At 65.9% G+C, this 12,154-nt stretch carries 12 protein-coding genes; 5 read left to right on the top strand and 7 right to left on the bottom strand.

What is annotated here, in order from left to right; all coding sequences use genetic code 11:
* Positions 1 to 8: 8 nt before the first annotated feature.
* A complete protein-coding gene (locus ACOZ35_RS01910) occupies positions 9 to 1,154 on the bottom strand; it encodes an acyl-CoA dehydrogenase (RefSeq protein ID WP_424014801.1) in 1,146 nt (381 codons plus the stop codon).
* Positions 1,155 to 1,331: 177 nt separating this feature from the next.
* On the opposite strand from ACOZ35_RS01910, the gene ACOZ35_RS01905 reads away from it, so the two are divergent.
* Complete coding sequence (locus ACOZ35_RS01905) at positions 1,332 to 2,393, top strand: phytoene/squalene synthase family protein (protein WP_424014800.1); 1,062 nt, start codon at positions 1,332 to 1,334, stop codon at positions 2,391 to 2,393.
* Positions 2,394 to 2,433: 40 nt separating this feature from the next.
* Here the strand turns inward: ACOZ35_RS01905 and ACOZ35_RS01900 are convergent, their stop codons facing one another.
* From ACOZ35_RS01900 to guaB, 3 genes are all read right to left on the bottom strand, one after another.
* Complete coding sequence (locus ACOZ35_RS01900; RefSeq protein WP_424014799.1) at positions 2,434 to 4,470, bottom strand: DEAD/DEAH box helicase; 2,037 nt, start codon at positions 4,468 to 4,470, stop codon at positions 2,434 to 2,436.
* A 63-nt stretch (positions 4,471 to 4,533) separates the two neighbouring features.
* The gene (locus tag ACOZ35_RS01895) at positions 4,534 to 5,118 is read right to left on the bottom strand and encodes a HalX domain-containing protein (RefSeq protein WP_424014798.1); all 585 of its coding nucleotides are present in this window, start codon (positions 5,116 to 5,118) and stop codon (positions 4,534 to 4,536) included.
* Between the two features lie 133 nt (positions 5,119 to 5,251).
* Positions 5,252 to 6,739, bottom strand: a complete 1,488-nt coding sequence (gene guaB / locus ACOZ35_RS01890; protein WP_424014797.1) for an IMP dehydrogenase — start codon at positions 6,737 to 6,739, stop codon at positions 5,252 to 5,254.
* A gap of 525 nt (positions 6,740 to 7,264) precedes the next feature.
* Between guaB and ACOZ35_RS01885 the strand changes: the two genes are divergently transcribed.
* The 3 genes from ACOZ35_RS01885 to ACOZ35_RS01875 all read left to right on the top strand — a co-directional run bounded on the left by ACOZ35_RS01885 (position 7,265) and on the right by ACOZ35_RS01875 (position 9,849).
* Entirely contained in the window at positions 7,265 to 8,272 is a 1,008-nt protein-coding gene (locus tag ACOZ35_RS01885) for a DUF5794 domain-containing protein (protein WP_424014796.1), read from the top strand.
* A 108-nt stretch (positions 8,273 to 8,380) separates the two neighbouring features.
* Positions 8,381 to 8,608: a DUF5795 family protein gene (locus ACOZ35_RS01880; RefSeq protein ID WP_424014795.1), complete on the top strand. Its 228-nt coding sequence runs from the start codon at positions 8,381 to 8,383 to the stop codon at positions 8,606 to 8,608.
* Positions 8,609 to 8,742: 134 nt separating this feature from the next.
* Entirely contained in the window at positions 8,743 to 9,849 is a 1,107-nt protein-coding gene (locus tag ACOZ35_RS01875; protein ID WP_424014794.1) for a tyrosine-type recombinase/integrase, read from the top strand.
* A 30-nt stretch (positions 9,850 to 9,879) separates the two neighbouring features.
* On the opposite strand, the gene ACOZ35_RS01870 is transcribed toward ACOZ35_RS01875, so the two are convergent.
* A complete protein-coding gene (locus tag ACOZ35_RS01870) occupies positions 9,880 to 10,275 on the bottom strand; it encodes a hypothetical protein (protein WP_424014793.1) in 396 nt (131 codons plus the stop codon).
* A 270-nt stretch (positions 10,276 to 10,545) separates the two neighbouring features.
* Between ACOZ35_RS01870 and ACOZ35_RS01865 the strand changes: the two genes are divergently transcribed.
* Positions 10,546 to 11,529 (top strand): hypothetical protein, encoded by a 984-nt coding sequence (locus ACOZ35_RS01865; RefSeq protein ID WP_424014792.1) that lies wholly within the window; start codon positions 10,546 to 10,548, stop codon positions 11,527 to 11,529.
* Here ACOZ35_RS01865 and ACOZ35_RS01860 read toward each other — a convergent pair.
* A complete protein-coding gene (locus tag ACOZ35_RS01860; protein ID WP_424014791.1) occupies positions 11,526 to 11,708 on the bottom strand; it encodes a hypothetical protein in 183 nt (60 codons plus the stop codon). The two genes, ACOZ35_RS01865 and ACOZ35_RS01860, sit on opposite strands and share 4 nt — an antisense overlap.
* Positions 11,701 to 11,991 carry a hypothetical protein gene (locus ACOZ35_RS01855; protein WP_424014790.1) on the bottom strand — a complete coding sequence of 97 codons (291 nt, stop codon included), beginning with the start codon at positions 11,989 to 11,991 and terminating at the stop codon, positions 11,701 to 11,703. The genes ACOZ35_RS01860 and ACOZ35_RS01855 overlap by 8 nt, the downstream gene beginning before the upstream one ends.
* Positions 11,992 to 12,154 lie beyond the last annotated feature (163 nt).

Raw genomic sequence — 12,154 nt, 5'->3', positions numbered from 1 at the left:
GTGCGGCGCTACTCGTCGAGCAGCTGCTGGGCGATCGTGTTACGCAACACTTCGCTCGTCCCCTCGTAAATCTCCGAGAGCTTCGCGTCGCGGTAGAAGCGCTCTGCGGGGAAGTCCTTCGTGTAGCCGTAGCCGCCGTGGATCTGGATCCCCTCGTTGGCGACCTCGCGGGATATCTCGGAGGCGTACAGCTTCGCCTGCGCGGCCTCCTTGATGTAGTCCTCGTCGCGCATCTTCAGGTCGGCCGCCTCGTGCATCAGCAGCTCCGCGGCGCGCGCCTTCGTGTCCATGTCCGCGAGCTTGTGCTGGATGGCCTGGAAGTCGGAGATGGGTCGGTCGAACTGCTCGCGCTCCTGCGCGTACTCGGCCGCCTCGTCGAGCGCGGCACGCGCGATGCCGACCGACCGGGCCGCGATGGTGATCCGGCCGCCGTTGAGCGTCTTCAGGGCGTGGACGAACCCCTCTCCCTCCTCGCCGAGCAGTCGGTCCTCGGGGATCCACATGTCGTCGAACCGGAGTTCCGCGGTCGGACACCCCTTGTCGCCGAGCTTGTCCTCCGTGCCCTCGACGATGAACCCGTCGTCCTCCTCGGGGCGCACGACGAACGACGAGATACCCTTGCGGCCGGCGTCGGGGTCGGTCTTGGCGAACAGCGTGACCGTGTCCGCGACGGAGCCGTTCGAGATCCAGAGCTTCCCGCCGTTGACGACGTAGCCGTCGCCGTCGCGCTCGGCCGTGGTCGACATCGCCGGCACGTCGGAGCCGGCCTCGGCCTCCGACAGCGCGAACGCGCCGATGTCCTCGGCGGTGTTCAGGGCGGTGAGGTACTCCTCCTTCTGTGCCTCGTCGCCGAACTCGTAGAGCATGTTGCCGGCCAGCGACGTGTGGGCCGCGACGACGGTCCCGAGCCCGCCCGAGCCGCGGGAGATCTCTTCGAGCCCGATCGCGTAGCTGTGGTAGTCGAGGCCGGCGCCCTCGTACTCGACCGGGAACGGCATGCCCATGAGGCCGAGGTCGGCCATCTCTTCGACCAGATCGGCGGGGAACTCGTCGGTCTCGTCGATCTCGGCCGCGCGCGGGACGACCTCTTCGTCGACGAACTCCGCGACGGTGTCGCGGATCTGACGCTGCTCTTCGGTGAGCGTGAACTCCATGCCGGAGCGTTCGGCCGGGCGGACTTAGCCGTTTCCACACGGTTGTACACGGGCCAGCGGTTCGTCGGAGCAGACGGGGACGGAGTCGTGCGGTTTCGGCGGCTCGGATGGCGAACGCCGGTCGGCCGCCGTTCCACGAGGCTTTTTATGCGTTGTGCCGTAAACACTGCCAACTGAATGAGCGGACGAGAACACGCCCCCGGCGAGGCCGACCTCGCGTGGTGTCACGAGGCGGTCCAGGGGGTCTCGCGGACCTTCGCGCTGACAGTCGACGTGTTAGAGGAACCGATGGCCTCGCAGATCTGCGTCGGCTACCTCCTCTGTCGCGTCGCCGACACGGTCGAGGACGCCGGTCACATCCCGCCGGACGCCCAGAGCGACGTGTTGCGGACCTACAAGCGGGCGATCGACCCAGAAGACGAGACCGAGATCAGTGAGTTCCGCAAGGCGGTCGACGAGTGGCTGCCCGCCGAGCGCGACGACGACTGGACCGTCGTCGCCGAGGCGCCCACCATCGCCGCGACGTTCGCAGAGCTCGATCCGGAGGCCCAGGAGGCCATCGTCCCGCCCGTGTTGGAGATGGTCGACGGGATGGCGATGTTCGTCGACCGCCACGCCACGGAGGGCGGGCTCCGCATCGACGACCGCGACGAGCTAGAGCAGTACTGCTACTACGCGGCCGGCACCGTCGGCAACCTCATCACAAACCTCCTCACCCGCGGCGACGTCGGCGAGGAACGCGCGCAGCGCCTGCGCGAGACCGCGGAGGAGTTCGGCCTCCTCCTCCAGCTCGTGAACGTCTCGAAGGACGTCTACGACGACTACACCGAGGAGAACAACGTCTACCTCCCCGCCGAGTGGCTGGAGGCCGAGGGGGTCGACCAGGAGCGCGTCGTCCACCCCGAGAACCGCGAGTCGTCCGCGCGCGTCGTCGACCGCACCGCCGACTACGCCCGCTCGTTCCTCGACGACGCGCAGGCGTACTTAGAGACGATGCCGCTCTCGAACGGCAACACGATGGAGGCGTGGACCGTCCCGTACCTGCTTGCGGTCGGCACCCTCCGCGAGCTCGGGAGCCGCCCGGAGGACGCGCTCACCGAGACCGGCGTGAAGGTGTCCAGACAGGAGGTGTTCGCGGTGATGTCCGCCGCGAGCGACGTGGGCCGCGACTCGCTGGCTGAGCTGCGACAGACCATCTCTCGAACCCCGTTCCACCGCGCGGTCGGCTCGGCCGACTGAAGCGCCGCGGTCCGACGCCGCCGATTTTTACGCTCACTTCTCACAGCCGCGACCGCGCTCGCGACACCGCCGGGACGCGCACGCCGATCGTCTCCCCGAGCGCCTCGGCCGCGCTCAGCAGCCACTCCGCGCGCTCGACCCGCGAGTCGAGGTCGCCGGGGCCGATGCGGTAGCGCTCGACGAGCTCCTCGACGGTCGCGCCGCCGATCCACTCGTCTAAGATGCGCGCGGTCTTCACCGACTCCAGCCACCCCTCGAAGTTGTCCGGCTCGGTCATGTCCGTGGTGAGGTGCGCCGCGTTCGTCCGGGCGAACTGGTATATTTCGGCACGCTCGGCGTTCCCAAGGTAGGTGTCCTGCATGTCCGGCGTGTCGCAGATCACCTCGAAGGCGGTGAGCGTCGTCGCGTCCGCGAGGTCGGCCGCTGCCCGGAGTCCGGCGACGATCCGCTCGCCCGTCTCGGGGCGGACGTACTGCTTCGAGGTAGTCTCGCCGACGGCCGTCGCGACGAGCCGGTAGTCCTCGACGCCGCCCGTCTCCCGCGCGACCATCCCGGCCGCGACGAGGTCGTCGACCGCGACGGCGACCGCGTCGGCGAGGCCGCCCGCGCCGGTCTCCCGCGCGTAGAACGTCCCCTCGAAGACGTCGAGGATCTCCGTCTCGGTCGCGGCGAACTCCGTCGCTATCGCCGCGAGGACGTGCGTCCGGAGCGCGGCCGGGTCGGCGAGCTGCGACTCGACGGCCTCGGGCTCGCCCTCGACGTACCGTTCGTGTACCTCGTCGCGCGTGTCGGCGTCGGCGACGAGGACCGCCTCGCCGTGCGGGTCGAGCCCCGGGCGCCCCGCGCGGCCGCACATCTGGTGGACCTCTAGGGTCGGGATCCACGACATGCCGCCCTCCCCGTACCGGCGCTGGTCGCGGACGACGACCCGCCGGGCAGGGACGTTGACGCCGGCCGCCAGCGTTGGCGTGGCGCAGATACAGGCCACGTCGCGCTCGCGGAACGCCGACTCGACGACCGCGCGGTGGCCCGACCGGAGCCCCGCATGGTGGAACGCGACGCCCGCACGCAGGCAGTCCGCGAGCTGGCGGCCGGTGAGCGTGCCGTCCACGTCGGTGGCCTCCTCGGCCGCCGCGGCGGCCGCCTCCTCGACCCCCAGATCGGCCGCGAGCCCCTCTTCCGCGAGCCGCTCGGCGAGGTCGACCGCCTCGCGCCGGGACCGGACGAACGCGAGACACTGCCCGCCGTCGGCGACCGCGTCGGCGACCAGCGCGGCCGTGACCTCGGTGGGGTCGTTCTCGTCGTCTGCGGCGTCCGCGTCGTCTGCGGCGTTCGCCTCGCCCGCCTCGCCTGCCTCGCCCGCCTCGCCCGCCTCGCCTGCCTCGCCGTCGGCTCCGGCGGTCACGGGGTCGACGTCGACCGACAGGCTCGTCCCGTCGTCGAACGCGACCTCGCCGCCGACGGCGACGCCGGTCCGGAGCTCGACGGGGCGCCAGTCGGACTCGACGAGGGCGGCGTCGAGCCAGTCCGCGATCGCGTCGGGATTGTCGACGGTCGCCGACAGCGCCACCGTCTGGAGGTCGGGGGTTCGGCGACGGAGCGTCGCCAGCGTCACTTCGAGGGTCGGCCCGCGCCGCTTCGCGCCGAGGAGGTGGACCTCGTCGACGACGACGCAGGCCAGCTCGTCGACCCACGAGGCGCCGTTGCGGATCGCCGAGTCGACCTTCTCGCTGGTGGCGACGACGACATCGTTGCCCGCGAGCGCCTCGCCCGTCGCGTCGAAGTCACCGGTGGAGATGCCGACGTCGATTCCGGGCAAGGCCGCGAACGTCTCGTACTTCTCACGGGCGAGCGCGCGGAGCGGGCAGACGTACAGCCCGGGGCCGTCCGCGGTCAGCAACGCGAGCTGGGCGACGAACGTCTTGCCCGAGGCGGTCGGCACCGCGGCGACGACGTCGGCGCCCTCGCAGACACCCGCGTCGACCGCCGCGCGCTGCGGCGGGTACAGCTCGCGCACGCCCCGCTCGGCGAAGTGGTCGACAACGGGCTGAGACAGCGGCAGGTCCCGGACGCGCATGTACCGCTCGTTCGGCGGGACCGGTGATAAAGAGTTGGCGGGATACCCCCTCGCGGGTGCTGGTTACTCGGTGTCGAAGTCCTGGAAGAGCTTCTCGTAGTCCTCGTCGTCGGTCGCGACCGCGTCGCGCGACTCGTCCGCCTGCTCGCGGAGCTCGGCGATCCGCTCGGTGAGCCGCTGGTACTCCTCGTTGTCCGCGAGGTCGCTCGCGCTCTTTTCGGACTCAAGCATCGCCTTCTTCGAGGTCAGCGAGAACAGCTCTTGGACCTCCGTGTCGTACTCGCCGCGGCGCAGCAGTCCCTCCACGGTCTCCTTGAGCGTCTCGCTCGTGACGGGCTTGACGAGGTAGTCGTCGAACCCCATCTCCAGGATGTCGAAGTCGGGCTCGACGGCGGTGACCATCGCGACCCGGCAGTCGATGCCGCGGTCGCGGACGGCCGTGAGGACCTCGTCGCCGGAGAGGCCGGGCATCCGGCGGTCGAGCAGGATCGCGTCGACCTCGTCGTCGGCCTCGTCGAGCTGGTCGAGCGCCTCGCGGCCGCCGTACGCGGTTCGGACGCGATACTCGTCGCCGAGCCAGGCGGCGTACAGGTCGGCCAAGTCGGGTTCGTCCTCGACCACGAGGACCAGCGGCGGTGTCTCACTCATGAATGACGGGAGCGAGGGGGTGTTCGCTCACACGTTTCGTCTCGCCGCTGGCTATATTAAAATACCTCTTCGACGCGCCGTTCGAACGGTCGGACTCGCCGCGGGTCGCAGCGAACGGAGCGGCTGGCCGAGATTACTCGTCCGGGCTGTAGTTGGGCGCCTCGTCCGTGATCATCACGTCGTGCGGGTGGCTCTCGCTCTGGCCCGCGCTGGAGACGCGGACGAACTCCGCGCGCTCGTGGAGGTCGGGGACGGTCTCCGCGCCGACGTACCCCATCCCGGAGCGCATCCCGCCCGTGAGCTGGTGGAGTTCGGAGGCGAGGCTCCCCTTGTACGGAGTCGCCGCCTCGACGCCCTCAGGGACGAACTCCTCATCTTCGTCCTCCTCCTTGAGGTAGCGGTCGCCGCCGCCGGACTTCATCGCGCCGACCGAGCCCATCCCGCGGTACTGCTTGTACTTCTTGCCCTGCATCGTGATGACGCGGCCGGGGGCCTCGTCGGTGCCGGCGAAGTAAGAGCCGAGCATCACCGCGTCGGCGCCCGCCGCGAGCGCCTTGATCGCGTCGCCGGAGTAGCGGATGCCGCCGTCGGCGATCACCGGGACGCCGTGTTCGGCGGCGACGTCAGCGACCTCCGCGACCGCGGTCATCTGGGGCATCCCCGCGCCGCTGACGACGCGCGTGGTACAGATCGAGCCCGGCCCGATGCCCACCTTCAGCCCATCGGCGAAGTCGACCGCGGCCTCGGCGGCCTCGCGCGTCCCGACGTTGCCGACGACGACGTCGGCGTCGACGGTCCCTTTGATGGCCTCGGCGGAGTCGAGGACGTTGAGGTTGTGCGCGTGCGCGCAGTCGATGAAGATGACGTCGACGCCGGCCTCGTCGGCCGCGACGGCGCGCTCCTCCTCGAAGGGGCCGACCGCGACGCCGACCAGCAAGCGGCCCCGCTCGTCGCGGGCTGCCTCCTCGTGTTCGCGGCGCTGGAGGATGCCCTGCATCGTGACGAGGCCGACGAGCCGGTCGTCGCCGTCGACGACCGGGACGCGCTCGATCTTGTGCTCGTACATCAGCTCCAGCGCCTCGCGGGCCTCGACGTCCTCCGGCGCGGTGATGACCTCGTCGGTCATCGCCTCGCGGACGGCGTCTTCCTCGCCGACCTCCAGGTACGGGCGGATGTCGGTGCCGGAGATGATCCCGAGGACGGCGTCGTCCTCGTCGACGACGGGGGCCCCGGAGACGCCCTGTCGCTCCATCACGGCGTCCGCCTCGCTGACGGTGTCGTCCGGCGAGACGGTGACGACGTTCTCGCGGCGGATGACGAGCTCGTGGGCGCGCTTGACGCGCTCGACCTCGGCGGCCGTCTCCTCGACAGTCATGTTGCGGTGGAGGACGCCGAGGCCACCCTCGCGGGCCATCGCGATCGCGAGGTCGCTCTCGGTGACGGTGTCCATCGCCGCCGACAGCACGGGGACGGTGAGCTCGACGTTTTTCGACACCTGCGTGCTCAGGTCGGCGTCGTCGGGCTCGACCCGGCTCTCCTTGGGTCGGAGCAGTACGTCGTCGAACGTCAACGCTTCCGGAACCTCAAGCTTCGCCGAGAATCGGCCAGAATCTGTCGCCATATAATGCGTCATGAACGGCCGATGAAAAGCGTTGCGAGACGGCACGGACGTGGTGGTTGATCACATCCGAGTCTGTGTTGTATACACGATTGTGGCTATTTTTCGACCGAAACGCGCTCGCGCAGGACCCGTCGGACGCAGCTCGTCGTCCGAGCGAGTTCGCCGCTCATAGCTCGGGGTGGAGGCCGAGAGATAATCGGAGAACCCCCGAGTGTGTCGACGTATCGTCATCGAAGGCGATTTTTCTCCGTCGATCCATCGTGTCGTGCGGACACGTCTCACACAACCTTTAACGCGACCGAAACACGTATATCGGGTATGGACTCCGACAGTCCCGTGAACGCGCGCATTGCCGGCCAGCCGAACGCCGACCTCGGCGTCCGCTTTACAGCCGGCAATCCGCGCAAACCCTTTACATGGGCTCGTCGGACCTCCCGCGGCGTGGACTCCGCGTGCTGGTCCCCGGACCATTACGATTCGCACGCGTCCCACCGCCACCCCGCCGGTCAGGGCTATCGTCCCTAAATGAGCACGTCACGCCACCCGGTCGCCCTGCGGCTCGAACAGCAGGTCGGGAGCGCGACGAAGCTGCTCGCGACCGTGATGGCCCTGCCGCTCGTCGACGGCATCTTCCCCGCCCTCGTCGTCGCCGGCGTCCTCGGCTCGGCCACCGGCGTCGTCGAGACCGGCATCCTCATCTTCGGCGGCTCCGCGACCGCCGCGGTCATCCTCGCGGAGATGGACGGCTCCCGGCGGGAGATGGCGACCTCGATCCTCCTGATCGGCGCGGTGATCATCCCGGTCGCCGCCGTCGAGGCCGCCCTCGCGCCGACGCTCCAAGGGCTCCTCAATCTGCCCGTCTTCGAGCGGTTCGCCGGGCTCGTCATCCTGACCGTCGCCGCCAAGACCGCCAGCTCGGAGGTCGGCGAGTACCTGCCGAGCCCGGGCGTGATCATCGGGCTCGGGCTCGTCGCGAGCTTCAACCCGTCGGGGTTCGTCCTGCGGACCTCGACCGAGTACGTCGTCAACGGCACCGCGGCCGCCGCCGTGGGCGTCGCGTTCGCGCTGTCGATCGCGCTGCTGTCGCCGCACCTCCGCGGGCGCGTCGACATCGACCGGTTCCGGTTCGGCTCCGCAGTCGCGCTGGGCGTGCTCGCGCTGCCGATCCTGCTCGGTCCGTTCGACCTCATGCAGACGGACGCGCCCGTTGCGCTCGCGGTGCTCGCCGTGACGACCCTGTTCGCGTACGACCCGAACTCGGGTGGGGTACAGAGCCCCACCGGCGACGACGACGCGCCCGACGACGACGAGTCGACGGACGAAGGTGCCGACGAGGGAGATGAGGACGCGACCGAGGCCAGCGAGGAGCCCGCGGAGTCGCCGAGCGAGCCCCCGCTCGACGCGCCACCCGAGGGGCCCTCCCCCATCGTCGACGACGACGTCGCGGTCCTCGCGAACGGCGGCGAGGGGCGCGAGACCGACGACGACCCGGACCCGTTCACCGACGACGACTCCCGGGCGCCGTGGCTGTAGTCCCGAGATAATCGGTCGCGGGCGCCGGCGCGTTCGACGCGCGTCGGTCGTCGCTCCGCGTCCCGCGCGTGTCGCCGGGGTTTAGGTACTCGACCCCGAACGACAGGTATGTCGAACCGCGTCGTTCAGGGGCGGATGGTGACGCCAGAGAAGCTCGCAGAGCTGGTCGAAGGTGAATCGGTGCTGGAGGCCGAGTCGATCACGGATGCCGACCGTGACTGCCCGGAGTGCGGCGGCGACGTCATCTCGGTCGGGTACATGCCGAGCGTGACCGAGTTCGTCACCGGCTACAAATGCCAGGAGTGCTCCTGGGGAACTACAGATCGGGACGAATAGGGCCTCATACCGACGGAATTGAGGCTTCTGCTGGTGCGACCACAGTACCGCGCACAGAATCAGTTACGAACTCCAAGTTTCGGGAAACCCGTCGCTGTCCCGTGATTTCGGATATTTTCCGCGCCAGTAGACAAATGAGTGACAACATCAAGGGGATACCTCTCATTCCCAACGGCACCGAGGAGCATCTCAACAACCGCCAGCTGGAAGACTACAAACACCATCGCCGAGAGTGGCTAACGTGGTGTTTGACCCAAGGCAAAGAGCCTGAGACTGGCACCGGCTACTCTCAGTCGACGATGGACGTTCGCCACTACCGCGCTAACAGCTTCTATGAGTGGGTTTGGGACGAGCGGGGGTACACCACGAACCTCACCCACGAGGACGCCGACGAGTATATACGGGAGGTCGCACTCTCCGAGTACGCTTCGAGCACGAAGGCGCACATCCAGAAAGCCGTGAAGTCGATCTACTGGTGGCGCGAGCACAAGTTCGACGAGCAGGAGTGGGAGCCCGACCTCAACTTCACGGGGAATAGTGGTGGCGCATCCGACCGCGACTACCTATCAAAAGACGAGCGCCAACGGCTCCGCGAGGCATCTCTCGAGTACGGCTCCATCCCGAACTACAACAGTTGCTCCAGGGTAGAGCGCGACCGCTACAAGGGACACCTCGCGCGTCGCTTCGACGTGCCCAAGGATGACATCGGCCTGGAGCACTGGGAACGTGCCAACGGATGGAAGATCCCGTCGCTCGTCTCTGTCTCCCTGGACACCGGACTGCGTCCGGTGGAAGTCCAGCGCGCAACGGCGGACTGGGCCGACCTCGACGCCGGCGTGCTTCGTATCTCTGCAGAGGACGCGTCGAAAGGAGACACCGCGTGGGCGCCTGTACTCAGCGAGCGTACCGTGGAGATACTCAGGCGCTGGCTTGAGCAGCGGAAGGCGATACCGATGTACGATGATACGGACGCCCTGTGGTTGACGACGAAGGCGAACAGGTACGGCTCTCGCTCGCTGTCTTACCTTATCGACCAGCTCTGTGACGTCGCAGGCATCGACACCACCAACCGGCAAGTTACGTGGTACTCAATCCGGCGTGGGCTCGCAACGGGGCTCATCGACGAGGCGGACTTGAGTACAGCGAAAGAGCAACTTCGGCACAAAAATATCGAGACGACGGTGCGATACGACCAGTCACCGCCAGAGCGTCGTCGTGATGCACTCGACAAACTGGGATAGGTTCACCATGGGAGACGGTTCGGCGACGACCTATTCTTTTGCGTCCGGTGGCTCGTCGGAGACTGTGCGCGCTGGCTCGCTTGAGAGGTAAGTTTGTGAGTGCTCAACTATCTCGTCGACATCCGAACTGTCCATCTCGTTTTGATTGACAGCAGCCCGTACCAGCTGAGTCGGGACTCGTTCGCCCGCGCGCTCCTCGAGTTCTCTCAAACTACCCATTCCAGTCTCTGCGTCCAAATCGCAGATTTCGTCCGGGGATCTCACCTTGGACGCCACGAAAAACTCCAGCTCCATCCCCTCGATGCGCTCGTTTTCGGCATCACCCCTCGCGTCGATAGCATCGCGCGGTTCGTTAAGCCCGTCACGCTTCTCGATCCGAGTATCGAGCTCTCTCTGCGTTGCCCCCAAATCGATCTTGTCTCCCATCTAAACACGGATTAGGGACGGTAGTGTATCGACTTTTATCCGTAGTCTGAACAATTTAGTTATTGTGCTAACTGTAGCGACTGTCTGCTGTCTGCCGGCTGCTGACTGACAACCAACCCACCCGTACACCACCTGCGATATATCTGCTGACAAACGAGACTGCTGGGTGCCCTCTGTTCGTTCCCACGCGAGCGTCATTGGGCAGGTAACTCTACAGCTGTTACGGGGGTGTTAATTAGTACCTACAGCGCGAAAGTTTGGATAACGCACATGGCTGATTCTCCTGAATTCGACCCCGATGAGCTCGCAGAGGAGATGACTGAGGAAGTAGTCGAGACAATCTCCCGAGTTTTCGGGCAGGATTTCTCAGAGGATGTCGATGACTCTGACTTAGAATCCGCCAAGGAGAAGGCGAGTACGCTACTTACCGAAGTCCAATCTTTCCAGCAATCCGACCCAGGTGAGGAAGAAGCAGTCCAATTTCTCCTCGAAAAGTACAATGAGGGGGCTGCTCGGATTCTGGGATTGGATGCGTCAGAACTGGATTCGTTGGACGGGTTGGCAGTCATCTTCGGGGAGATCGACACCAAACTCGACAAATTCCGAAATGAGGGAGAAACTCTGGGCTACCCTCAATACTTCGATGCTATCGAGAGCGTCGCAGATGGACTCATAGAACAGGAAGACTATCAAGAGCACCTCAACACGATCCGTGACGGTTGGGAAGATATTGGCGAAAAGAAGACACAGCGAATGTTTGCACGCTACAACAGCGACTTGCTATTCATCCTCGAAAAACCAGAGGTCGAAGATGGTTCGACTGTGGAAGAATACCTCGAGATGTACGGAGATTACTGCGAGCAGTTCAAGACACTCTCACCGTTCGCCATCTATAGCACGAACGTGATTCAGAAGGGCAGTGGAGAGCTGGATAATCGGCTAAACGATAATCTGCATACCCTCATCAGCATGTGTTCTTCCAGAGAGCAAATCGATGTTTTTGCGGAGGCATTTGACAACCACCGTCGGAATGCAATCGTCCACGACGATTACTTCGTCGACCCGATCGAGGAAACAGTGGAATTAGCCGTCAACAGTGAGGAAGAGGTATTCTCGTACTCGGAAGTTCGCGACTTAGCCGTCGAAGCCCGTTGCGCTGCTCAGTCGCTCTTTGTTTTCTCTGTCCTTGCCGAACACCGGGCAAACGTACGGGAATTTAGCGAACTCCAAGAAGAGTTCAACGAAGAAAATTAGTCGTCGATGTCGCTGCGCTCGAAGTCGAGCTGGTCGACGTCCTCCACCAGCGTGCCGGCGACGGTGGAGACGACGGCGGACTCGAGCTCGGGGAACGCGTCGAACACGGAGGTGTCGACGGGAACCGCTACCTCGTACGTGCGCACCGCGAAGTCGTCGAGTGGGGAATCGTCAGGCATTGGAGTCGGAATCAGCGTGGTAGTCGTCGAAGTCGGCATCGGCAGACTGGTTCTGGGCGCGCTCTCTGCGTACGATGAGGCGCTCGTAGCGGTGCGTCAAGCGACGTACCTTCTCCACGATGTCGTCGTAGCGACGTCCGCCACCGCAGGTTATTGCGACAGCACGGGAGCCATCTTGGGCTATACCCATCGACGTGTTCGGGAGGACTGATGCGGTCTCTACAAGGGTGCCCGTTACGGCCTCGAAGTCTTTTGGTGGGCTCGTCCGTGTCGGAGCCAGCATCGGTAGAGGGGAGGTCGGCAGCGAGGATTAGCACCTGGAAGGCGATCTCGTCGGGACGGAGCACTGTCTCTCTACTCTACACTAGGGGCTACTGCGCCGTAGGGTGTTCCCTCTGACGGGATAGCGCAACCGCCTGCGACGTGAACTAGCTCTCTACTTTTCT

Origin of the sequence: Halorubrum xinjiangense, assembly GCF_049604745.1 — an archaeon.
In the GTDB taxonomy this organism is placed as follows: domain Archaea; phylum Halobacteriota; class Halobacteria; order Halobacteriales; family Haloferacaceae; genus Halorubrum; species Halorubrum xinjiangense_A.
This window is presented reverse-complemented; position numbering and strand designations above follow the sequence as displayed.

Excerpts from the sequence above, each read along its gene's own strand:
- ACOZ35_RS01865 (WP_424014792.1), top strand. The coding sequence starts at position 10,546 with ATGGCTGATTCTCCTGAATTCGACCCCGATGAGCTCGCAGAGGAGATG.
- ACOZ35_RS01875 (WP_424014794.1), top strand. The coding sequence starts at position 8,743 with ATGAGTGACAACATCAAGGGGATACCTCTCATTCCCAACGGCACCGAG.
- guaB (WP_424014797.1), bottom strand. The coding sequence starts at position 6,739 with ATGGCGACAGATTCTGGCCGATTCTCGGCGAAGCTTGAGGTTCCGGAA.
- ACOZ35_RS01905 (WP_424014800.1), top strand. The coding sequence starts at position 1,332 with ATGAGCGGACGAGAACACGCCCCCGGCGAGGCCGACCTCGCGTGGTGT.
- ACOZ35_RS01910 (WP_424014801.1), bottom strand. The coding sequence starts at position 1,154 with ATGGAGTTCACGCTCACCGAAGAGCAGCGTCAGATCCGCGACACCGTC.
- ACOZ35_RS01870 (WP_424014793.1), bottom strand. The coding sequence starts at position 10,275 with ATGGGAGACAAGATCGATTTGGGGGCAACGCAGAGAGAGCTCGATACT.
- ACOZ35_RS01900 (WP_424014799.1), bottom strand. The coding sequence starts at position 4,470 with ATGCGCGTCCGGGACCTGCCGCTGTCTCAGCCCGTTGTCGACCACTTC.
- ACOZ35_RS01880 (WP_424014795.1), top strand. The coding sequence starts at position 8,381 with ATGTCGAACCGCGTCGTTCAGGGGCGGATGGTGACGCCAGAGAAGCTC.
- ACOZ35_RS01895 (WP_424014798.1), bottom strand. The coding sequence starts at position 5,118 with ATGAGTGAGACACCGCCGCTGGTCCTCGTGGTCGAGGACGAACCCGAC.
- ACOZ35_RS01860 (WP_424014791.1), bottom strand. The coding sequence starts at position 11,708 with ATGCCTGACGATTCCCCACTCGACGACTTCGCGGTGCGCACGTACGAG.
- ACOZ35_RS01885 (WP_424014796.1), top strand. The coding sequence starts at position 7,265 with ATGAGCACGTCACGCCACCCGGTCGCCCTGCGGCTCGAACAGCAGGTC.
- ACOZ35_RS01855 (WP_424014790.1), bottom strand. The coding sequence starts at position 11,991 with ATGCTGGCTCCGACACGGACGAGCCCACCAAAAGACTTCGAGGCCGTA.